Consider the following 20,967-nt stretch of genomic DNA (forward strand, 5'->3'; position numbering starts at 1 on the left):
GGCCATGAAGCACCGGATCGTGGGGGAACTGATGACCCACGCCGTCGTCCACGTGCGGCCCGACACCGGGTTCAAGGAGATCGCCCGGCTCCTCGCCGAGCACGACATCACCTCCGTTCCCGTCCTGGACCGGGACGACCGGCCGCTCGGCCTGGTCTCCGAGGCCGACCTGCTGCTCAACGAGGCCGCCCAGGAGGACCCCACGGGCCTGCTGCTCACCCCGGCCCTGCCGCCGCGCGACAGCGCCCGCAGCCGGGCGACCACCGCCAGGGGCCTGATGACCAGCCCGGCCGTCTGCGCCCGGCCCGAGTGGACCGTGGTGGAGGCCGCCCGCCTGATGCAGGCCCGGGGCCTCAAGCGCCTGCCCGTCGTCGACGAGGCCGGACGGCTGATCGGCATCGTCAGCCGCAGCGACCTGCTCCGGGTCTTCCTCCGGCACGACCGGGCCATCGGTGAGGAGATCCGCCAGGACGTCCTCGACCGCACCCTGGGGCTGTCCCCGGACGGCGTCGACGTCCAGGTGAAGGACGGCCGGGTCACCCTGACCGGCACGGTCGAGCGCCGTGCCCTGGTGTCGGTGGTGGAGCGGCTGTGCCGGAGCGTGGACGGCGTCGTCGACGTCACCTGCCGCCTCGGCCACCGCACGGACGAGAGCGCGGCCCCGCACCCGGCCCGCTGAGTCGGCACACACCGGCCGGAGCCCGGCGCCCACCACTGGGCGTCGGCCACCTCGTTCGACCTCCACGTCTGGCCTGACCCCCTCCCGCGTGCCCGGTACGGATTCCGTACCGGGCACGCGGGATTAGTGCGTCACCGACGCACTCGTCCGTCACCGGTCGGACCGCAGGCCGAGCTCCACCGCAGGAAGCCCAGTGCCACCGCCGCGATGCCCGCGCCCAGCCCGTGGACGACCGCGGCCCCGGAGTCCAGGGTGGCGCCACCGAGCACCGTGCCGAGCCCGATTCCGGCGTAGATGGCCGAGGCGTTGAGGGAGACGACCAGGGGCGCCTCCTGCGGAGCCGCCTGGATCAGCCGGTGCTGCTGCGGTGGTGTCTGGCACCAGCTGCTCGCTCCCCACAGCAGCACCAGCAGGCCGACCAGCGGTACGACGTGCGTGCCCGCGCCCGCCAGCCAGGCGAGCGCGCCGAGGGTGGCCGCCATCGCCGTGTAGCCGACGGTCAGGACCGCCACCGAGCCCCAGCGGTCGGTCGCCCACCCGGCGCCCAGGTTGCCGGCCACGGCGCCGAGCCCGTAGAGGAGGAGCATCCACGGCGCGGAGCTCTCCGGCACTCCGACCGCGTCCAGCACCGGGACGCTGTACGCGTAGGCGGTGTAGCTCGCCCCCATGCCGAGGACGGTGAGCGGCAGGACGGTCAGGACGGCGGGCCGCCTCAGGACGGCGAGGCGGGCGCGCAGCGGCACCCGGGCGTTCCCCGGCAGCCACGGCATGGTGACGCGCAGGACGGCGGCCACCACGAGGCAGAGCCCGGCGACGACGCCGAGTGCGGTGCGCCAGCCGAACCAGTGGCCGGCGGCGTCGCCGAGCGGCACGCCGAGCGCGGTCGCGACGGTGAGCCCGCCGATCACCACCGCCAGGGCCCGCGCCCGCAGTTCGGGCCGGACCAGCGAGGCGCTGACGGCCCCGGCGTTGGGCGTGTACGCCGCCGCGCCGGCGGCCGCCACCACCCGGCTTGCCAGCAGGACGGCCAGGTTCGGCGCGAGTGCGGAGCCGAGGTTGGCGAGGCAGAGGGCGGCGAGCGCCGTGACCAGGAGGGTCCGGCGTGGCAGTCGGGCCAGCAGGGTGGCGAGGACGGGGGAGAGGACGGCGTACGCGGCGGCGAAGACGGTGATCGACTGGCCCGCCGTCGCCGGGGAGACGTGCAGGTCCTCGGCCATGGACGGCAGGAAGCCGGCCACCACGAAGGCGTCCGTGCCGACCGCGAAGGTGCCCAGCGCGAGGACGAGGGTGGAGGACAGGCCGCCGGCGGCGGGTTTCGGCGGGGCGCTGGAAATCAGGACATCAGACATCCAGGTTCTCCTCGTGGGGGAGTCAGGCAGGTCTTGGAGTGGGAACGGCGCGACGAGGGCGGACGGGAGGCTCAGCCGGTCAGTCGGGCGTAGTGCCGCCGGGTGCGCTCGGCCGCCCCGGCGGGGGCCGCCGCCATCAGGTCGGCGACGGTCTGCCCGGCGAGCTCGCGCCGCCAGGCCAGTTCGGCGCGGCGCATCGCCGTCGACACCCCGCACGGGCGGCGGAAGTCGTCGGAGGCGGCCGCGGCGCCCTCGGTGCGCTGCCGGATCTCGGTGCAGCGGAAGAGCTCCTCGGGGCCCTCGATGGCGGCGACCACGTCCATCAGGGTGATCTGCCCGGGCGGCCGTCCCAGTCGGAAGCCGCCCCGGGCGCCGGGGGTGGAGCTGAGGATGCCGGCCCGGACCAGCGCCTGTAGGCGCTTGGTGAGGTAGGCCGGGGGGAGGTCGAACCACGCTGCCAGCCGGGCCGTCGGTACGGGTTGGTCCTCGCCCAGCCAGGCCAGCGTGAGGCAGCAGTGCAGGCCCCACTCGACTCCCTCGCCCATCCGCATAACCAGGACACTACACATCCAGGTTCCGGCGCGAAAGGCCCGTGGAGCGGGGAACCGGAGCGATCAGCCCGCGCTGCCCGCGCAGGCCGGACAGAGCCCGCGGTAGGTGACCTCGGCCCCCGAGACCGTGAAGCCGAAGCGCTGGTCGGCCGGGAGGGCGGTGAGCGGGTCGTCGGCCGGGTGGACGTCGCGGATGGTGCCGCAGCCGGTGCAGACCAGGTGCTGGTGCGGGCGGTGCGCGTTGGGGTCGTAGCGCTTGGCGCGCCCGTCGGTGGACACCTCGATGACCTCGCCGAGCGTGACCAGTTCACCGAGCGTGTTGTAGACCGTCGCCCGGGAGATCTCCGGGAGGCGCTCGGCCGCCCGGGCGTGCACCTCGTCGGCGGTCAGGTGCACGTGCTCGCCGTCCAGCACCTCGGCCACGACACGCCGCTGGGAGGTGAGACGCCAGCCGCGTCCGCGCAGCCGCTCCAGCAGGTCACTCATACGGTTCACCTATTCAGGTCAATGGGAAGACCGGAGTTTATCAATTCACATCCATGGTCGTCCGGTTCCCGATCGGATATGGGATTGGTGTCTTTCTTGACTTGGATTGCGTCCACCGTAGGATCGGCCCCGGCGCTAGCCTGGGAAGCAGATAGGTGCAGTTGGTGCCGTAGGTAGCAGAGAAGACACCGTGATCCGCCTTGTAGGGAAGGATTCCCATGTCTGAGAACCACGATGCAACCGGCGTAGAGGCCAAGGCGGAGGGCTGCCCCGTGAACCACGGGCGCGCACTCGACCCCACCCAGGGTGGGGGGAACCGCCAGTGGTGGCCGGAGCGGTTGAACCTGAAGATCCTCGCCAAGAACCCCGCCGTGGCCAACCCGCTCGGAGGCGACTTCGACTACGCCGCAGCCTTCAGCGCGCTCGACCTCCCGGCCGTCAAGCGGGACATCCAGGAGGCGCTTTCCACCTCGCACGACTGGTGGCCGGCCGACTTCGGCTACTACGGTCCGTTCATCATCCGGATGGCGTGGCACAGCGCCGGCACCTACCGGATCCGTGACGGGCGCGGCGGCGCCTCCGGCGGCCAGCAGCGCTTCGCCCCGCTGAACAGCTGGCCCGACAACGCCAGCCTGGACAAGGCCCGTCGCCTGCTGTGGCCGGTGAAGAAGAAGTACGGGCGCAACCTGTCCTGGGCGGACCTGATCATCCTGTCCGGCAACGTCGCCCTGGAGGGCATGGGCTTCCAGACCTTCGGCTTCGGCGGCGGCCGCGTCGACGAGTGGGAGCCGGACGAGGACGTCTACTGGGGCCCGGAGACCACCTGGCTGGGCGACGAGCGCTACACCGGCGACCGCCAGCTGGAGAACCCGCTGGCCGCCGTCCAGATGGGCCTGATCTACGTCAACCCCGAGGGCCCCAACGGCAACCCGGACCCGCTCGCCGCCGCCCGCGACATCCGCGAGACCTTCTACCGGATGGCGATGAACGACGAGGAGACCGTCGCGCTGATCGCCGGCGGCCACACCTTCGGCAAGACCCACGGTGCCGGCCCGGCGGACAACGTCGGCCCGGACCCCGAGGACGCCCCGATGGAGCAGCAGGGCCTCGGCTGGAAGAGCACCTTCCGCACCGGTGTGGGCGCCGACGCGATCACCAGCGGCATCGAGGTCACCTGGACGGCCACCCCGACCACCTGGGACAACAGCTTCTTCGAGACGCTGTTCGGCTACGAGTGGGAGCTCACCAAGAGCCCGGCCGGCGCCTGGCAGTACAAGCCCAAGAACGGCGGCGGCGAGGGCACCGTCCCGGACGCGCACGACCCGAACAAGCGGCACGCCCCGAACATGCTCACCACCGACCTGTCGCTGCGCTTCGACCCGGTCTACGAGCCGATCTCCCGGCGCTTCATGGAGAACCCGGCGGAGTTCGCCGACGCCTTCGCCCGCGCGTGGTTCAAGCTGACCCACCGCGACATGGGCCCGGTCGTGCGCTACCTCGGTCCGGAGGTCCCGAGCGAGGCGCTGCTCTGGCAGGACCCGCTGCCGTCGGTCTCGTACGGGACCGTCGAGAACGCGGACGTCGCCGACCTCAAGCGGCGGATCGCCGCCACCGGGCTGTCGGTCTCCGAGCTGGTCTCCACCGCCTGGGCGGCCGCCTCCTCCTTCCGCAGCAGCGACAAGCGCGGCGGCGCCAACGGCGGCCGGATCCGGCTCCAGCCGCAGGCCGGCTGGGAGGTCAACGAGCCGGACCGGCTGGCCAGGGTGCTCCGGGCGCTGGAGGGCGTGCAGCAGGAGTTCAACGCGCAGGCCGGCGGCAGGCAGGTCTCGCTGGCGGACCTCGTGGTGCTGGCCGGCGGCGTCGGCATCGAGCAGGCGGCCAAGGCCGGGGGCCTCGCCGTCGAGGTGCCGTTCGCGCCCGGCCGGGTGGACGCGCCCCAGGAGCTGACCGACGTCGAGTCCTTCGCCGCGCTGGAGCCCCGGGCCGACGGCTTCCGCAACTGGGTCGGCAAGGGCAACGGGCTGCAGGCCGAGTACCTGCTGGTGGACAGGGCCAACCTGCTGGGCCTCAGCGCGCCCGAGATGACCGTGCTGGTCGGCGGTCTGCGCGTGCTGGGCGTCAACCACCAGCAGTCCGCGCACGGCGTGTTCACCGAGACGCCGGGCGTGCTGACGAACGACTTCTTCGTCAACCTGCTGGACCTGGACACCAGCTGGAAGTCCACCTCGGAGGACGCGCACACCTTCGAGGGCCGTGACGCCTCCGGCCGGGTCAGGTGGACCGGTACCCGCGCCGACCTGGTGTTCGGCTCCAACTCCGAACTGCGCGCCGTCGCCGAGGTGTACGGGGCCGACGACGCCAAGGAGAAGTTCGTGGAGGACTTCGTCGCGGCCTGGGTGAAGGTCATGAACGCGGACCGCTTCGACCTCGCCTGATCCCCACGCGGCCAGGAGTCACCAGCGGGAGCCCGGGGCCTCAACCCCCGGGCTCCCGCCGTGCGTTACCGGGCCTCCGGCGACGATCCCACGCTGACCAGCCCGGTCTCGTACGCCGCGACCACCACCTGGGCCCGGTCCCGCAGCCCCAACTTGCCCAGGATCCGGGCCACATGGGTCTTCACCGTCGCCTCGGACAGTTGCAGCCGGGCGGCCAGCTCGGCGTTGCTCAGGCCCCGGGCGAGCAGTGCCGTCACCTCCAGCTCGCGCGGGGTGAGCGTGGCCAGTTCGCGGTGCGGGGCGGCGGCGCCGGGGTCGGTCGGACGGGCGAAGCGCTCGACCAGCCGGCGGGTGATCGCGGGGGCGAGCAGGGCGTCGCCGGTGCGGACCAGCCGGACGGCGGCGGCCAGGTGCTCGGGGGTGACGTCCTTGAGCAGGAAGCCGCTGGCCCCGGCGGCCATCGCCGCGTAGACGTAGTGGTCCAGGTCGAAGGTGGTCAGCATGATGATCCGGGGCGGCTCCGCCGGCGGGTCGGCGAGGATCCGGCGGGTGGCCTCCAGTCCGTCCAGGCCGGGCATCCGGATGTCCATCAGCACGACGTCCGGCACCGTCCGGCGGACGGCGGCGACGGCCTGCTCGCCGTCCTCGGCCTCGGCGACCACCTCGATCCCCTCGGACTCCAGGATCAGCCGGAACCCGGTCCGGACCAGGGCCTGGTCGTCGGCGACCACCACGCGCAGCGCGCTCATGAACTCTCCAGCGGTATCTGGGCCGTGACGCGGTAGCCGCCGCGCGGCCGGGGGCCGGTGTGCAGGGTGCCGCCGTAGACGGCGAGGCGTTCGCGCAGGCCGAGCAGGCCGCGCCCGTTGCCGGTGGCGGCGGCGCCGGTGGGGCGGCCGCCAGTGTCGGCGACCTCCACCCGCAGGCGGTCGGGGGCGTACTCGACGGTCACCGTGGCGTCGGCGCCGCCCGCGTGCTTGACGGTGTTGGTGAGGGCCTCCTGGACGACCCGGTAGGCGGCGAGTTCGACCCCGGGCGGGACGGCCCGGTGCTCGCCGCGCACGGTCAGCTCCACCGACAGCCCGGCCTGCCGGACGCCCTCGACCAGGGCGTCGAGCCGGCCGAGGCCCGGCTGCGGGCTGAGGTCGGCGGCCCCGGCGAGGTCCTCGCCGGGGCCCGCGTCGATGGTCAACAGGCCCATCACCTGCCGTAGTTCGGTCATCGCCGCGCGTCCGCCGGACTCCACCGCGGCCATCGCCTCGCGGGCCTTGTCCGGGGCGGTGTCCAGGATCTTGCGGGCGGCGCCGGCCTGGATCGTCATCATGCTCACGTTGTGGGTGACGACGTCGTGCAACTCCCGGGCGATGCGGGCCCGTTCGTGCTCCACCGCGTGCTGGAGCGCGGCCACCTGATCGCGCTCCAGGGCGGACAGCCGCTCCCGGCCCTCGTCCACCCGGCGGCGCCACATCCGCAGCTCGTAGGCGACCGCGAGCACCGGCACCAGGACGAGGACGGCCATCACCCCGTTGGGGAAGTGCGGCAGTTTGGCGTCGTCGAAGAGCACCACCAGGGCGGCGGTCGCGGCCGGCAGGCTCAGCAGGACGGCCTTCGGGCGCCGCCCGTACGCGGCCGCGCTGTAGGCGGCGACGATCACCGCCACGCCCGCCGAGTACGCGATGTCCTGCGACTGGTGCCGGACCAGCAGTGCGGCCGGCAGCACCGTCCACAGCACCGCCAGCGGGTGGCGGCGGCGCAGCACCAGCGGCAGCGGGACGAGCGGCACCAGCAGCAACAGCGCGTTCCAGGTGGGGTGGCGAACGTCGCCCGCGATGGTGGCGTAGCGGCCGGAGGTCAGGGCGAGGTAGAGGGCCAGGGCCGCGTCGAAGGCCTGGCCGCGCCTGGTCGGCCGGGGCGGGGGAGCGGCGCCCGGCGCCTCGGCCGGGCGGGCCGCCGCGCGCAGCCGCCGCACCGTCGGGTGGTTGATCACCGGGACATTCTGGCGCCCGGCCGCCACCCGGGACAGCCCGGCGGACGGCGGCGGCCCGTACACCGGGCGACTACGTCGGAAGGATGACCTCGCACCGGGTCGGCCGGGGGCGGTACCGAACCTGCCGCGGTCGGCGGACGCGGGCGGGCCCGGGCCGTCCGTACCTTCGTGCCGTCCACCAGGCGGGAACGTGCGAGGAGCGGGGAATGAGCGGCGATCCGGTGATCGAGCTGAGCGGTGTGAGCCGGCACTACGAGGGCGCGCGGGCGGCCCTGGACGGGGTGACGCTGAGCGTGCGGGCGGGGGAGTCGGTGGCGGTGCTCGGGCCCTCCGGCAGCGGGAAGTCCACCCTGCTGAACCTGGTCGCCGGGCTGGACCGGCCGAGCGCCGGGACGGTGACCGTGGCCGGGACGCGGGTGGACCGGCTGAACGAGGCGGGCTCGGCCCGCTACCGGCGCGGCACGATCGGCATGGTGTTCCAGTTCTTCAACCTGCTGGACGACCTCACGGTGGCCGACAACGTGGTGCTGGCCGGCGAACTGGCGGGCGTCCCGCGCGCCGAGGCCCGGCGGCGGGCCGCCGAACTGCTGGAGGCGCTCGGCATCGACCGGCACGCCCGCGCCCACCCGGGCCGGCTCTCCGGCGGCGAGCGCCAACGCGTCGCCGTGGCACGGGCGTTGATGAACCGGCCGACCCTGCTGCTGGCCGACGAGCCGACCGGTGCGCTGGACTCGGCCTCCGGCGAGGACGTCAAGGAGCTGTTCCGCGAGCTGCACGAGGACGGTCAGACCATCCTGATCGTCACCCACGACCTGACCCTCGCCGAGGACTGCGCCACCCGCACGGTCCGGATGCGGGACGGCCGGGTCGAGTCGGACAGCGCGGCGCATGCCGAGCGAAGCGAGGTGGACGCATGAGTGCTCTCGGTCGCGTCGTACGGGCCGGTGTGCGCCGTCACCGGACCCAGTCGATCGCCGTCGGCCTGGCCGCCCTGGTGGCCACCACCTGCTCCGTCCTCGGCGGCTCCCTGCTGGTCGCCTCCGAGGCCCCCTTCGACCAGGCCTTCGACGGCCAGCACGGCGCCCACCTCACCGCCCGCTTCGACGGCACCCGGGCAAGCGCCGACCAGCTCGCCGCCACCGCGCACGCCGCCGGGGTGACGGACGCCGCCGGTCCCTTCCGCACCGTCACCGTCGACCCGGAGCCGGGCCCCGGTTCGACGGTCCCGGCGGGGATGGTCATGAGCCCGATGACGGTCGCCGGTCGGGCCTCGGCCACCGGCGGTGTCGACAACATCACCATCGTGCAGGGCAGTTGGCCGACCAGGCCGGGCGAGGTGATGCTCGGCGCCGGGTACGGGAACCCGGGCGTGCCGATCGGCGGAACCCTGCGCCTGCCCGGTCTGCCGGGCGCGCCCACCCTGACGGTCGTCGGCCTCGCCCGGTCCGTCAGCGGTACGTCCGACGCCTGGGTCACCCCGGACGGCATCGCCGCCCTCACCGCGCCCGGCACCACCCCCGGCTACGAGATGCTCTACCGCTTCTCCCAGTCCGGCACCGCCGACGCGATGGCCGCCGACCGGGCCGCCGTGGCCGCCGCCGCGCCCGCCAGGGCGCTCACCGGCGCGCAGTCCTGGCTCGACGCCAAGCAGGGCTCGGTCCGCAACACCGCGATGTTCCTGCCCTTCATGGTCGCCTTCGGCCTGCTCGGCCTGGCGATGTCGGTGCTGGTGGCGGGCAACGTGGTGGCCGGCGCCGTCGGCACCGCCACCCGGCGGATCGGCGTGCTCAAGGCGATCGGCTGCACCCCCGCCCAGGTGGTGCGCGCCTACGTCGCCCAGGCGCTGGTCCCGGCCACCGTCGGCACCTTGCTCGGGGTGGTCGTCGGCAACGTGCTGACCGTCCCGGTGCTCGCCACCGCCGGGAACCTCTACGGCACCAACGCCTCCGGCATCGCCCCCTGGGTGGACGTCGCGGTGGCGGGCGGCACGCCGGCCGCCGTCGCCCTGGTCGCCTGGGCGTCCGCCGCCCGCGCCGGACGGCTGCGCACGGTGGACGCGCTGGCCGTCGGCCGGACGGCCGGCGGCACCCGGAGGGACGCCCTGGCCTCCCGCGCCGCCGCGCTGGCCGCCCGGCTGCCACTGCCCCGGCCGCTCAGCCTGGGCCTCGCCCAGCCCTTTGCCCGCCCGGCCCGGGCCGCCGGGATGTTCGCGGCCGTGCTGTTCGGCACGACGGCCGTGGTCTTCGCGGTGGGTATGGGCGGGACGATGAACTGGGTGCAGGAGGCGAAGAGCCACGACGCCTCGGACGTCTTCGTGCACCCCCAGCAGCCCTCCGGTCCGCCCGGTCAGGGGGCTCCGCCGCCCAGGCCGACGGCCGCCGACCCGGCGGCCGTCACCACCGCCCTGACCGCCCAGCCGGGCGCCGCCGCGTACTACGGCGTCGGCACCGAGGACGTCACCGTCCCCGGCGTGGCCAGGAGCACCACGGTGACCGCCTTCACCGGGGACAGCGGCTGGGCCGGCTACCGGATGGTCTCCGGGCGCTGGTACCAGGGCCCGGGGGAGGCCGTCGCCCCCGCCACCTTCCTGACCGAGGCCTCGGTCGGGCTCGGTGACCAGGTGACCTTCACCACCCACGGCCGGGAGGTCACCGTCCGGATCGTCGGCGAGGTCTTCGACCCGCACGTGCAGACCGACGAACTGTTCACCGACGCCGCCACCTACCCGTCCGGCACGGCCCCGAAGCCGGAGATCTGGTTCGTCAAGCTGAAGCCCGGCACCGACCGCGCCGCCTACGTCACCGCCCTGGGCGGCGCCCTCGCACCGGTGCACATGGCCGCCACGGCCGACGCGGTGCACTCCTCCGGCGACTCGATCCTCGCCCTGAACTCGCTCACCGCCACGCTGACCGTCCTGCTGGTCGCGGTCGCTGGGCTCGGGGTGTTCAACACCGTCGTCCTGGAGATCCGCGAGCGCACCCGGGACACGGGCGTCACCAAGGCGCTCGGCATGACCCCGGCGCAGACCGTCGGCACGGTGCTCGCCTCGGTGCTCCTCACCGGCGCGGCCGGAGGTGTGATCGGCCTGCCGCTGGGGCTGCTCCTGCACGGCCGGACGGTGCCCGCGATGGGCCACAGCGCCGGACTGAACTTCCCGGCCGACGCGCTGGACGTCTTCGGCACACCGGTCCTGGTGCTGCTCGCGCTCGGCGGCGTGGTGATCGCCCTGCTCGGCGCCCTGCTGCCCGCCGTACGGGCGGCGCGGGCGCGGACGGCGGACGCGCTGCGCGCCGAATGACGGGGTGACGGGGTGACGGGGCCGACGGGTGACGGCGCCGACGCCCCGGGCGGGAGCCCAGGCCTACTCGGGCCCGGGCTCCTTCGCGTTCCCGGGCTCTGCCGGGTTTCCATCCTGGCCCCCCGGTGCGGGCCCGTTCCACTGTTTCAGGTCAGACGGAACGGCCATTCGCACCCGACCGGCCGGGGTGGGATTCGGCCGCGAACGGCTGAAAGCGCTTCGTTCGGCCTGAACCCACCTCGTCCACTTCGGGCAGTTCCATCGCAAACCGACTACGTTCGACGCGTAGTTGAGGCCGAATCAGGTCGTATGCCGGGATGCAGGAAACAGTAAAGACATTGCAATCAGATCTTTGTTGCTGACATATTTCACGCGGCCCGGCCAACAGTTCGTCCAGCACCTTCCGTCCGCAGAAGGAGAGACCTGTATGAGCACCACCGCCAAGTTCGCCAAGGCGGCCCGCGCGGCCGTCGTGACGCTCGCCGTCGCCGCGCCGTTCGTCCTCGCGGGCCAGGCCCACGCCGACGTCTACGTGTCCAACAACTGCGGGTGGCAGTCGAGTTCGGACTGCCGCACGGACAACAACGTACTGATCATCTCCTACAACTCGAACGCCGGCGACGGGGGCAACAGCAGCTCCTCGGCCAAGTTCTTCGGCAACGTCCCGGACTACGCCGGGGAGAACGTGCTCAACGGCAACCAGAGCGGCTACACCTTCTACCGCTACGTGTTCTCGGGCGGGAACGGGAGCGGGAACGGGGTGGCCGTCAAGAACAACGCCGCCGCCGCGAAGGGCTGCCCGAGCACGGTGAACTACCGCGTCTACTACAACTCCAACTACGGCGGCCACTCGCAGCTGATCCCGGGGAGCTGGGGCTGCTACGCCGGGACGAACCTGGACTCGACGCTGAAGAACAACAACGCCTCCCAGCACTGGGGCTGACCGGCCCGAGCACCACCCGCTCCGCCCGGTCCGGGGCCGTTCGGGCCCGGGGCCGGGCGGAGTTCGTCCCCGAGGAAGTGATGAGGAAGTGATGCAGTGACCGGTGTTCCGCGCCGCCCGCGTTCCCGCGGGTTCCTCCGGACCGCCACGGCGGTCCTGATCGCCGGCTGCACCCTGCTGGGGGCCGCCGCCTGCTCGGACTCGCCCGAGCCCGCGTCCGGTGCGCACGGCGCGGCCAACGGATCGCCGCCGCCGACCACGCCGCAGTCCGGACTCGCCGCGGGGCTCAAGCTCCCGCTCTCCGCCTACATGGAGACCTACGACGACAACCGGGCCATCGAGCGGGCCGTGGACAAGCTGACGCAGGACTGCATGGCGCGGTTCGGCTTCACCTACAACGCCCCTGAGCGCACCGCCAATCCGGCGAGCATCTGGGACAACACCAACATGGCGCGCCGGTACGGGCTCACCGACCGGTCCCAGGTGGAGCGGTACGGCTACGACCTCGCGGACGAGGGCTGGAGCCCGCCGCCCGCCCCGAAGATGTCGCCCGAGGAGCTGGTGGTGCTCACCGGGCGCAGCGAGCCCAGGCCGGACGCTCCCGAAGTGTCGACGACCGCCAAGGGAACGGCCGTTCCCCGCGGCGGCTGCATGGGGGAGAGCCTGGACAAGGTCGGCGGGCAGCTCGACACCTCCGTGCCGGACCGGCTGGACGCCGAGAGCTTCGACACCGCCAAGGCCGACGACCGGGTGCAGCAGGCCATTCAGCAGTGGTCCGGGTGCATGGCGGAGAAGGGGTACCAGGTCGCCCTGCCGGCGGACGCCTTCAAGCTGGCACCCCGGGTGGCCGGCAGCGGTCCGGCCAAGGAGGAGATCGCGGTCGCCACCGCGGACCTCGACTGCAAGGAGCGGACCGGCCTGGTCAAGGTCTGGTTCGACGTCGAGAGCGAAGTCCAGCGCAAGCAGATCGAGCAGAACCAGCTCGCGCTGACCCAGACCCGCGAGCGGATCACTGCGGCCGTCAAGTCGGCCGTCACTGCGAGTAATTGACGGCATCGAACGACTCGGCTCGGCGGCCCCAGCGCCGGGCCCGGGAACGGCGGAGGGCCCCGCGTCGCCGCGGGGCCCTCCGGAGCGGAGCGGGACGGGTCAGTTGTACGTGGTGGTGACGGTGACGCCGCTGAAGCCCTGCTGGGCGTAGAGGCTGAAGTAGACGTAACCGGCGGGCGGGTTGGCGATGGTGAGGGTCTCGCCGTTGCCGCTGTTGGTGGACTTGGCCAGGTACGAGCCGGTGCTGGCCCAGGCGCCGCCGTTGTAGTACAGGTCGGCGTTGCCGGTGCCGCCGCTGGTGGTGATGGTCAGCTGCTTCACGCCGGCCGGCAGGTTGAGGAAGTTGTAGCTGTAGTTGCCGGTGGTGGCGGCGACGTTGTCACGGCGGCAGTTCCTGTCGTACTGCCGGGTGTCGGACGCGGAGCACAGGGGCGCCTGGGTGGTCGGCAGCGAGCCGCAGTTGTCGGCGGCGCAGGCCTTGAGCCAGGTGGCGAAGTCGGCGTCGTACTTCGTGCCGATGGTGGTCTTGAGCAGGGTGCGGGCGCCGGCCCAGTCACCGGCGCGGTACTTGGCGAGCAGCGCGTCGACGTCCTGCGGGTGCGACTGGAGCATGTAGCGCACCGCCAGGTAGCCCCAGTTGTAGACCCGGGTGGAGTCGGAGTTGTCGTAGGTGCTGTCGAAGAGCGTGCTCAGCGCGTACGTGCCCTTGCCGGCCTCGGCGACGGCGGCGTCGTAGTGGACGCCCCGGTAGCTGTAGGAGACGTACTCGGCGAGGCCCTCGACCCACCAGACGGTCGGGGTGCTCATGCCGGCGTTGAAGTCGCCGTACATGTCGTAGCGGCCGTCGAGGTAGTGGGTGTACTCGTGGTTGAGGTTCCAGATCTGGAAGCCGGGCAGCCAGGTGGCCTGGTGGGCGATGAAGCGGGCCTGGTTGCCGACCGTGGACGGGTCGCCCTCCTCGTAGTCACCGCCGTTGTCCACGGCGATGTTGTACATCTCCCAGGCGTAGAGGCTGTAGTCGTAGTAGCTGTCGAAGACGACGACCTCCAGGCTGGTGTTGTTGTCGTTCGCGACCGGCCCGTTGTCCTTGACGATCGTGTGGAAGAAGGCGTCCTGGTTGACCAGGCTGATGCAGGTGTCGGCGAACTGCTGCGCGGTCATGCTCTGCGAGCGGATCTTCAGGTTGGCGTTGCACGTGTGGTTGGACGTGAGCACCAGCGGAACGAGCTTGGCGGGCACGTCGCAGGTGCCGTAGTAGGAGCAGTTGCCCGCGTCCTTCTTCTCCGTGAACCAGAGCAGGTTCATGGTGAGCGGACCGGTGTTGCCGACCAGCGGGTAGCGGTTGATCAGGTCCTTGAGGATCGGGCGGCCCTGGGCGCGCAGCGCGTCGTTGGCGACCAGGTTGCCGAGCTGGATGCCGATCGAGGTGACCGGGTCGGCGCCGTTGATCTGGGTGCTGTTGCGGGTCACGAAGGAGGCCATCGTGGTCGCGAAGGACGGGTCGGCCTGGAGGGCGGAGACGAAGGCCGGCTGGTCGAAGCCGCGCTCGATGACGGTCTCGGTGTTGGCGACGGCGGTGGCCATCGAGCCGGTCCAGGCGCCGGTGTAGTCGTTCAGCAGCCGCTTGACGACGCCGGTGTAGCGGGCGTTCTCCTGGGCGCTGTCGATCAGGGTGACGGCCTCGGCGAGGGTGGCGCCGTTGGCCTCGGTGACGTCCTTGCTGTGCGGGGCGGCGAAGAAGCCGTCGAGCGCGCCGCGGATGGCGGTCTGCAGGGTCGCGCCGTACGGGCCGACGGTGTCCTTGTTGTACCACTGCACGTAGTAGCCGGCGCGGAGGAAGAGCACCAGCTGCCCGGCGGAGGTGGAGTCGTCGCCGGGGTAGGTGGTGGCGGTGTCGCGCAGGGCGTTGGCGACGGTGGCCATCTGGGCCTCGTTGAAGGCGGCCTTGGCGTCGTTGCCGGTCAGCTTGAACAGGGTGTTGACGCAGTCGAGGCTCGCGGCCTTGACCTGCTGGACCAGTGCGGCACCGGAGTTGCCGGTGAAGGCGGAGGTGTCGCAGGCGGAGGCGGTGAGCTGCTTCGCCGTCCTCGCGGCGCCGACGGCACTGCCCGCCGTCGGGGCGCTGCCCTTGGTCCGGAGGTCCGACGGCAGGGGGCGGGGGTCCTTGGGGGTGTCGGGGGACTTGGGCAGGGGGATCGAGTGCGGAGCGGCCTTGGCGGGGGCGGGAGTTGGGGGCGTGGGGGCGGTGGGTGCCGCGTGGGCCTGGGGGGAGAGGAGTCCGAGGGCGAGGAAGAAGGCGGCGCCGAGCGCGGGGAGACTGCGCGCGCGGGCCTTCGCTATCCGGAAGGGACGCATGGGGTGGGGGCCTCCAGGGCCGTGAGGGTGGCCGTGCGTGTTGGGGCGCACGGACGGGCCTGATGTGTGACATGTAAAATGGCACACCTGGTGAAGTAAAGGAAGACCCTGGGCTGCAGTTCCGATCGGCGAGACCGATCCGTTGTCGGGTGCCCGCCGCCCGAGTGGACGGTTCGTCAGGCTGCTTCGCGCATCACCGGGGTGAGCGCGGCGTACTCCAGCGGCGCCGACGGGTCCACCGACAGGTCCGCCGGGGCGGGCTCCGCCCCCGACCTGACCAGCAGGTCGCCGATCGCCGCCACCATCGCGCCGTTGTCGGTGCACAGTCGCAGCGGCGGCACCCGCAGGGCGATCCCGGCGGCCGCGCACCGCTGTTCGGCCAGCGCCCGCACCCGGGAGTTGGCCGCCACCCCGCCGACCACCACCAGCGTGCCGATCCCGTGGTCGGTGCAGGCCCGCACCGCCTTGCGGGTCAGCACGTCCGCGATCGCCTCCTGCAGCGCGGCCGCCGCGTCGGGGACGTGCGGCTCGTGCTGCGCCTCGACCCAGCGGGCGGCGGCGGTCTTCAGGCCGGAGAAGGAGAAGGCGTACGGATCGTCCCGGGGTCCGGTCAGCGGGCGCGGCAGCCGGACGGCCGTCGGGTCGCCGTCGCGGGCGGCGCGGTCGATGGCGGGCCCGCCGGGGTAGGGGAGGCCCAGGATCCGGGCGACCTTGTCGAAGCACTCGCCGGCCGCGTCGTCCAGGGTGTCGCCGAGGTGGACGATCGGGTCCCGCGCGAGGTCGCGGACCAGGAGCAGCGAGGTGTGCCCGCCGGAGACGATGAGGACGACGCACGGGTCCGGCAGCGGCCCGCCGTCGAGGGTCGCGGCGGCGACGTGCCCGGCGAGGTGGTGCACCCCGTACAGCGGGACGCCGAGCGAGAAGGCGTAGCCCTTGGCGGCGGCCACCCCGACCTGGAGGGCGCCGGACAGTCCCGGACCGGTCGTCACCGCGACGGCGCCGACGTCCGCGAGCGTCAGCCCGGCCCGGCGGAGCGCCTCCTGGACCACCGGCGCCATCGAGTGGACGTGTGCCCGGGCGGCGATCTCGGGCACCACCCCGCCGTAGCGGGCGTGCTCGTCCATCGAGGAGGCCACCGCCTGGCCGAGCAGCACGCCGCCCCGGACCACGCCGGCGCCGGTCTCGTCGCAGGAGGACTCGATCCCCAGCACCACCGGCGACTCTGTCATGGTCACTCACCCTCATCGGTCATTACATGGACTGGTGACCATTGTGCCCGACAAGACGTGAGGAATAAGCAGGAGCCCATGCTTCGTTCCTGCAACCCATACGCAATAGTGTTGTCCCGGCACGATCGTCATCGTTCAACCCGCTGAAAGGGGCCGTGTCCTGATGGGCACCTACTCGCTTCCCGACCTGCCGTACGACTACTCCGCGCTGGAGCGGGCGATGTCGGCCGAGATCCTGGAACTGCACCACTCCAAGCACCACGCCGCCTACGTCAAGGGCGCGAACGACACCCTGGAGCAGCTGGCCGAGGCCCGCGACAAGGAGCAGTTCGGCGGCCTCGTCGGCCTGCAGAAGACCTTCGCCTTCCACCTGTCGGGCCACGTCCTGCACTCGCTGTTCTGGCAGAACCTGTCGCCCGAGGGCGGCGAGCGCCCCGAGGGCGAGCTGGCCGACGCGATCACCGAGCACTTCGGCAGCTTCGAGGCCTTCAAGAAGCAGCTCACCAACGCCACCACCGGCGTCCAGGGCTCCGGCTGGGGCATCCTCTCCTGGGAGCCGCTCGGCAAGCGCCTGATCGTCGAGCAGGTCTACGACCACCACGGCAACGTCGGCCAGGGCACCACCCCGCTGCTGGCCTTCGACGCCTGGGAGCACGCCTACTACCTCCAGTACCGCAACGTCCGCCCGGACTACGTCACCCGCCTGTGGGACGTCGTCAACTGGCAGGACGTCTCGGACCGCTTCGCGGCGGTGAAGAGCGCCTGACCCGGTCCAGGTGACCGGAAGGCCCCGGACCGGTCGGGTGGTCCGGGGCCTTCCCCTTGCGGCCCAAGGGGCTTCCCGCGCAGGTGTGTTGACGTCGGCCACGGCTGATCCACGGATCCGCTGGCTCGATTCAACCCCTCGTTCGCCCGCGCGGCGCGCACGGTCCGTATGATCGGCCCACTGTCGGTGACCGGCGGTCGACGGCCGCCCGGGCCCGTCCGGTCCTGAGCGAAAGGCCGCGCGATGGCCCCGCGTCTCTCCCTGGTGGTCCCGGTCTACAACGTCGAGCGCTACCTCGGGGAGTGTCTGGACTCGATCGCGGCCCAGACCTTCGAGGACTTCGAGTGCGTCATGGTCGACGACGGCTCGACCGACGACGGCCCCGTCATCGCCAAGGCGTACGCCGCCCGGGACCGGCGCTTCCGCCTGGTCCAGCAGGAGAACAAGGGACTCGGCGCCGCCCGCAACACCGGCTGGCGCCACCTCACCCCCGGCACCGAGTACCTGGCCTTCGTCGACAGCGACGACACCCTGCCGCCGCACGCGTACGAGCTGATGATCGGCACCCTGGACGAGACCGGATCCGACTTCGCCGCCGGCAACGCGATGCGCCTGCGCACCACCGGCCTCACCCCCTCGCACGCCCACCGCCGCCCGTTCCGCGAGACCCGGCTGCGCACCCACATCCGCGAACTGCCCGCCCTGGTCACCGACCGCACCGCCTGGAACAAGGTCTACCGGCGCTCCTTCTTCGACGCCGCCGGCATCCTCTACCCGGAGGGCATCCTGTACGAGGACGCCCCGGTCAGCGTGCCCCACCACTTCCTCGCCGAGCGCGTCGACGTCCTCGCCGACCCGATCTACCACTGGCGGGTCCGCGAAGGCGGCGACCTGTCCATCACCCAGAAGAAGACCGACCCGCGCGGCCTGATCGACCGCGTCCGCTCCATGGAACTCGTCCGGGAATGGCTGCTGGCCCGCCCCGAACCCGAGTTCGCCGAGCACCTGCGCGCCTACGACCACAACTGCCTGGTCGAGGAGATCCCGATGTTCTTCTGGTCCATCCCGGACGGCGACCGTGCCTACTGGGAGGTCTACCAGCGGCACGTCAGCCGGCTCCTCCGGGCCATCGGCCCCGCCCGCCTGGCCGCCCTGAACCCGCAGCTCCGCCTCAAGTACCGCCTGACCCTGGGCGACCACCTGAACCGCTTCGTCGCCGTCCAGCGCCTCCACCGCCTCGTCCGCCGCACCCGCCAGGCCGCCACCCGGCGCTGAACCCGGGCTCGGTGCCGCCGGTGCCACGTCCGTCCCGTCGCACGAGCGGGCCGTCGGCCGCGGGGACCAGCGGGCTGCCGGCTGGTCCCCACGGCCGCTCATGTGCCGCTCATGCGCCGTTCACGCACCCCCGGCGGCGGCGAAGGCCTGCTGGAGGCGCGGGATCAGGTCGGCGAGATCCTGGTCCCAGCACAGGACGTCATGGCCGCCGTCGCACCGACCCCAACCGGCGCCGGTGCCGTAGTCCACGAAGTGCGGCGTCTGCCCGGCGTTCGTCAAGGCGGCGGCGAGGTGCTGCGACGAGCTCTCCAGCCACCACTCCCTGATGTCCTTGGTGTTGCCGTTCATGTCGCCGTTGCCGACGTAGATCGACACGCTCATCCCCGCGAACGCCGAGGCGTGCTGAGTGGGGTCGGCGGCGTTCCACAGGGAGTCGTTGAACGGCGGGGTGATCGAGATCGGATACGGCGACCCGAACAGGGCGTCACTGTCGACCGCGGGCTGGTAGGGATCGCTGACCGGATGGCAGGCGCTCCACTTGCTGACGCCGGGAAGGATCCCGCTCGTGACGACGGGCAGGGCCCCCTGCGCGTCGATGAGCGAGGCGATGACGACCTCGCGCAGGACCATCTCGTTCCTGGAGAGGTCGCTCTCTCCGGACATGGTCGCCACCTGGCTGAACAGGTCCGGGTGGAGCTGCGCGAGGTGCAACGCGCCGAAGCCGCCCATGGAGATGCCGGCGATGGCGCGGTGCTGCTTGTCCGCGATCGTGCGCAGGTTCGCGTCGATGAACGGGACGACCTGGTTGATCTCGAAGTCCTCCCACCGCTGCGCGCCGGCCGCGGTGGACTGGTCCCGCCAGTTGGAGTACCAGCCGCGCGCGCCCCCGTCGGGAATGACCGTGATCATCCCCAACGAGCTCTTCACCGCGTCGAACTGGGGGAAGTAGGCGCCGGCGAAGTAGTCGCACGGGTCGCCGGGTGAGCCGTGGAGCAGGTACAGGACCGGATAGCGCTTGGTCGGGCTGCTGTTGTAGTCGGCGGGCAGGATGATCCGGACGTGGTGCCCGACCGTGCCGGGGTCGTTGGCCACGGCGGGCGTCGTCACCGTGATGGTGAAGTCGGTGGCAGTGGCGCCCGGAACACCCGGGTTCCGCAGCGAGGGATCGTCGACCTGGGTCAGACCGAAGTTGTCGCTGAGCGTCGGCGGACCGGAGGCGTCCGCGTGGGCGGCGGGCGGCGCGGCGAGCAGAGTCGCCGCGGCCACCACCACGCATGCCAGAACCGCGTGCGCGCGGGAGCGCCAGGCGGCCAGTCGTGATGTCATCAGCGTCCTTGAAATCGACGGGATACCGAAAACCGACGCTAGCGCCTGAGGAATATCGCCGTACGCGAATCAGACGGACTGTCAATTGGTGGGTCTGTCGACGACTCCTGATGCGACGGGAACAACACGGTTCCGAGCTACCGGCGTGCCCCCTGCGGCCACAGCACCTCGACCGGGACGCTGTGCCGGCGGGCGTAGACGACGACGTCCTGAATGATGGTGGCGATGGCTCTCTCCTAGGAGGTGCCGAAGAAGCTGTCGAGGATCTGTTGGGCGGCGAGGCCGGCCGGCAGGGATCCGTCGCGGACCTGGGCTTCCAACGACGGGGCGAGCCGTTGGACTTCGGGGTGCTCGTGGAGCCGCGCGAACAGCTGGTCGTGGACCATGGACCACGTCCACTCGACCTGCTGCTCCCGCCGCTTCGCCGCCAGCGCGCCCGTCGCGTCGAGAACCTTGCGGTGCTGCTGCAGCCGCTCCCACAACACGTCCAGCCCCGCGCCCTCCTGGCCGCTGCACGTCAGCACGGGCGGGGTCCACGCCGCGTCCGGCGCCTGCAACAGTCGCAGCGCGCCCGCGAGTTCGCGGGCTGCGGCCCGAGCGTCCCGCTCGTGCGGGCCGTCGGCCTTGTTGACGGCGATGACGTCCGCGAGCTCCAGCACGCCCTTCTTGATGCCCTGCAACTGGTCGCCGGTCCGCGCCAGGCTGAGGAGCAGGAAGGTGTCGACCATCCCCGCCACCGCCGTCTCGGACTGCCCCACACCCACCGTCTCGATGAGGACCACGTCGTACCCGGCGGCCTCCATGACCACCATCGACTCCCGGGTGGCCTTGGCGACCCCGCCCAGCGTCCCCGAGGTCGGCGAGGGCCGGACGAAGGCGTGCGGGTCGACGGCGAGCCGCTCCATCCGGGTCTTGTCGCCCAGGATGGAGCCGCCCGTCCGGCTGGACGTCGGGTCGACGGCGAGGACCGCGACCCGGTGCCCCAGGCCCGTCAGCATCGTTCCGAAGGAGTCGATGAAGGTCGACTTGCCGACCCCGGGCACGCCCGTGATGCCCACCCGGACCGCCCCGCCCGCGTGCGGCAGCAGCCGCTGGAGCAGCTGCTGCGCGAGCGCGCGGTGGTCGGCCCGGGTGGACTCGACGAGGGTGACGGCGCGCGCGATCCAGGCGCGCGAGCCGTCCAGGACACCCGTCACATAGCTGTCGAGGTCGATCGTCCGCGGAGGCATACGATCAGA

The 20,967-nt window shown here is 72.3% G+C and carries 17 protein-coding genes; 8 read left to right on the forward strand and 9 right to left on the reverse strand.

Annotated features, from left to right (window positions below; all coding sequences use genetic code 11):
• The first annotated feature begins 4 nt into the window (after positions 1 to 4).
• Positions 5 to 679: a CBS domain-containing protein gene (locus tag RZ50_RS20245; RefSeq protein ID WP_196952551.1), complete on the forward strand. Its 675-nt coding sequence runs from the start codon at positions 5 to 7 to the stop codon at positions 677 to 679.
• Between the two features lie 131 nt (positions 680 to 810).
• Here the strand turns inward: RZ50_RS20245 and RZ50_RS20250 are convergent, their stop codons facing one another.
• The 3 genes from RZ50_RS20250 to RZ50_RS20260 form a co-directional block, all read right to left on the reverse strand.
• Positions 811 to 2,028, reverse strand: a complete 1,218-nt coding sequence (locus RZ50_RS20250; RefSeq protein WP_196952552.1) for an MFS transporter — start codon at positions 2,026 to 2,028, stop codon at positions 811 to 813.
• A 71-nt stretch (positions 2,029 to 2,099) separates the two neighbouring features.
• On the reverse strand, positions 2,100 to 2,579 hold the full coding sequence (locus RZ50_RS20255) for an Rrf2 family transcriptional regulator (protein WP_196952553.1): 480 nt from the start codon (positions 2,577 to 2,579) through the stop codon (positions 2,100 to 2,102).
• A 63-nt stretch (positions 2,580 to 2,642) separates the two neighbouring features.
• Complete coding sequence (locus RZ50_RS20260; protein ID WP_196952554.1) at positions 2,643 to 3,065, reverse strand: Fur family transcriptional regulator; 423 nt, start codon at positions 3,063 to 3,065, stop codon at positions 2,643 to 2,645.
• A 218-nt stretch (positions 3,066 to 3,283) separates the two neighbouring features.
• On the opposite strand from RZ50_RS20260, the gene katG reads away from it, so the two are divergent.
• Positions 3,284 to 5,500 carry a catalase/peroxidase HPI gene (katG, locus tag RZ50_RS20265; protein ID WP_196952555.1) on the forward strand — a complete coding sequence of 739 codons (2,217 nt, stop codon included), beginning with the start codon at positions 3,284 to 3,286 and terminating at the stop codon, positions 5,498 to 5,500.
• 65 nt (positions 5,501 to 5,565) lie between these two features.
• Here the strand turns inward: katG and RZ50_RS20270 are convergent, their stop codons facing one another.
• Both RZ50_RS20270 and RZ50_RS20275 read right to left on the reverse strand, forming a co-directional pair.
• Complete coding sequence (locus RZ50_RS20270; protein WP_196952556.1) at positions 5,566 to 6,249, reverse strand: response regulator transcription factor; 684 nt, start codon at positions 6,247 to 6,249, stop codon at positions 5,566 to 5,568.
• Positions 6,246 to 7,487 (reverse strand): sensor histidine kinase, encoded by a 1,242-nt coding sequence (locus RZ50_RS20275; protein WP_308271935.1) that lies wholly within the window; start codon positions 7,485 to 7,487, stop codon positions 6,246 to 6,248. Before RZ50_RS20275 ends, RZ50_RS20270 begins: the two co-directional genes overlap by 4 nt.
• 206 nt (positions 7,488 to 7,693) lie before the next feature.
• Here RZ50_RS20275 and RZ50_RS20280 point away from each other — a divergent pair, with 206 nt between their 5' ends.
• The 4 genes from RZ50_RS20280 (at position 7,694) to RZ50_RS20295 (ending at position 12,778) form a co-directional block, all read left to right on the forward strand.
• Positions 7,694 to 8,404 (forward strand): ABC transporter ATP-binding protein, encoded by a 711-nt coding sequence (locus RZ50_RS20280; RefSeq protein ID WP_196951972.1) that lies wholly within the window; start codon positions 7,694 to 7,696, stop codon positions 8,402 to 8,404.
• Positions 8,401 to 10,785, forward strand: coding sequence for an ABC transporter permease (locus tag RZ50_RS20285; RefSeq protein ID WP_196951971.1), 2,385 nt, complete (start codon positions 8,401 to 8,403; stop codon positions 10,783 to 10,785). Before RZ50_RS20280 ends, RZ50_RS20285 begins: the two co-directional genes overlap by 4 nt.
• 427 nt (positions 10,786 to 11,212) lie before the next feature.
• Positions 11,213 to 11,728 (forward strand): hypothetical protein, encoded by a 516-nt coding sequence (locus RZ50_RS20290; RefSeq protein ID WP_196951970.1) that lies wholly within the window; start codon positions 11,213 to 11,215, stop codon positions 11,726 to 11,728.
• A gap of 96 nt (positions 11,729 to 11,824) precedes the next feature.
• Complete coding sequence (locus tag RZ50_RS20295) at positions 11,825 to 12,778, forward strand: hypothetical protein (protein WP_196951969.1); 954 nt, start codon at positions 11,825 to 11,827, stop codon at positions 12,776 to 12,778.
• A 99-nt stretch (positions 12,779 to 12,877) separates the two neighbouring features.
• Here RZ50_RS20295 and RZ50_RS20300 read toward each other — a convergent pair whose 3' ends face one another.
• Positions 12,878 to 15,133, reverse strand: a complete 2,256-nt coding sequence (locus tag RZ50_RS20300; protein ID WP_196951968.1) for a M9 family metallopeptidase — start codon at positions 15,131 to 15,133, stop codon at positions 12,878 to 12,880.
• A 176-nt stretch (positions 15,134 to 15,309) separates the two neighbouring features.
• Positions 15,310 to 16,362, reverse strand: coding sequence for a tRNA (adenosine(37)-N6)-threonylcarbamoyltransferase complex transferase subunit TsaD (gene tsaD / locus RZ50_RS20305; protein ID WP_196951967.1), 1,053 nt, complete (start codon positions 16,360 to 16,362; stop codon positions 15,310 to 15,312).
• A 163-nt stretch (positions 16,363 to 16,525) separates the two neighbouring features.
• Between tsaD and RZ50_RS20310 the strand changes: the two genes are divergently transcribed.
• Both RZ50_RS20310 and RZ50_RS20315 read left to right on the forward strand, forming a co-directional pair.
• Positions 16,526 to 17,128 (forward strand): superoxide dismutase, encoded by a 603-nt coding sequence (locus RZ50_RS20310; protein ID WP_196951966.1) that lies wholly within the window; start codon positions 16,526 to 16,528, stop codon positions 17,126 to 17,128.
• A 243-nt stretch (positions 17,129 to 17,371) separates the two neighbouring features.
• Positions 17,372 to 18,403: a glycosyltransferase family 2 protein gene (locus tag RZ50_RS20315; protein WP_196951965.1), complete on the forward strand. Its 1,032-nt coding sequence runs from the start codon at positions 17,372 to 17,374 to the stop codon at positions 18,401 to 18,403.
• A 120-nt stretch (positions 18,404 to 18,523) separates the two neighbouring features.
• Here RZ50_RS20315 and RZ50_RS20320 read toward each other — a convergent pair whose 3' ends face one another.
• A complete protein-coding gene (locus RZ50_RS20320; RefSeq protein ID WP_196951964.1) occupies positions 18,524 to 19,729 on the reverse strand; it encodes an alpha/beta hydrolase family protein in 1,206 nt (401 codons plus the stop codon).
• Between the two features lie 236 nt (positions 19,730 to 19,965).
• Entirely contained in the window at positions 19,966 to 20,958 is a 993-nt protein-coding gene (meaB, locus tag RZ50_RS20325) for a methylmalonyl Co-A mutase-associated GTPase MeaB (RefSeq protein WP_196951963.1), read from the reverse strand.
• Positions 20,959 to 20,967 lie beyond the last annotated feature (9 nt).

It is taken from the genome of Kitasatospora sp. SUK 42 (genome assembly GCF_015776785.2).
Taxonomy (GTDB): Bacteria; Actinomycetota; Actinomycetes; order Streptomycetales; family Streptomycetaceae; genus Kitasatospora.

Coding starts and splice junctions, on each gene's coding strand:
- RZ50_RS20245 (WP_196952551.1), top strand. CDS start 5: ATGAAGCACCGGATCGTGGGGGAACTGATGACCCACGCCGTCGTCCAC.
- RZ50_RS20250 (WP_196952552.1), bottom strand. CDS start 2,028: ATGTCTGATGTCCTGATTTCCAGCGCCCCGCCGAAACCCGCCGCCGGC.
- RZ50_RS20255 (WP_196952553.1), bottom strand. CDS start 2,579: ATGCGGATGGGCGAGGGAGTCGAGTGGGGCCTGCACTGCTGCCTCACG.
- RZ50_RS20260 (WP_196952554.1), bottom strand. CDS start 3,065: ATGAGTGACCTGCTGGAGCGGCTGCGCGGACGCGGCTGGCGTCTCACC.
- katG (WP_196952555.1), top strand. CDS start 3,284: ATGTCTGAGAACCACGATGCAACCGGCGTAGAGGCCAAGGCGGAGGGC.
- RZ50_RS20270 (WP_196952556.1), bottom strand. CDS start 6,249: ATGAGCGCGCTGCGCGTGGTGGTCGCCGACGACCAGGCCCTGGTCCGG.
- RZ50_RS20280 (WP_196951972.1), top strand. CDS start 7,694: ATGAGCGGCGATCCGGTGATCGAGCTGAGCGGTGTGAGCCGGCACTAC.
- RZ50_RS20285 (WP_196951971.1), top strand. CDS start 8,401: ATGAGTGCTCTCGGTCGCGTCGTACGGGCCGGTGTGCGCCGTCACCGG.
- RZ50_RS20290 (WP_196951970.1), top strand. CDS start 11,213: ATGAGCACCACCGCCAAGTTCGCCAAGGCGGCCCGCGCGGCCGTCGTG.
- RZ50_RS20300 (WP_196951968.1), bottom strand. CDS start 15,133: ATGCGTCCCTTCCGGATAGCGAAGGCCCGCGCGCGCAGTCTCCCCGCG.
- tsaD (WP_196951967.1), bottom strand. CDS start 16,362: ATGACAGAGTCGCCGGTGGTGCTGGGGATCGAGTCCTCCTGCGACGAG.
- RZ50_RS20310 (WP_196951966.1), top strand. CDS start 16,526: ATGGGCACCTACTCGCTTCCCGACCTGCCGTACGACTACTCCGCGCTG.
- RZ50_RS20315 (WP_196951965.1), top strand. CDS start 17,372: ATGGCCCCGCGTCTCTCCCTGGTGGTCCCGGTCTACAACGTCGAGCGC.
- RZ50_RS20320 (WP_196951964.1), bottom strand. CDS start 19,729: ATGACATCACGACTGGCCGCCTGGCGCTCCCGCGCGCACGCGGTTCTG.
- meaB (WP_196951963.1), bottom strand. CDS start 20,958: ATGCCTCCGCGGACGATCGACCTCGACAGCTATGTGACGGGTGTCCTG.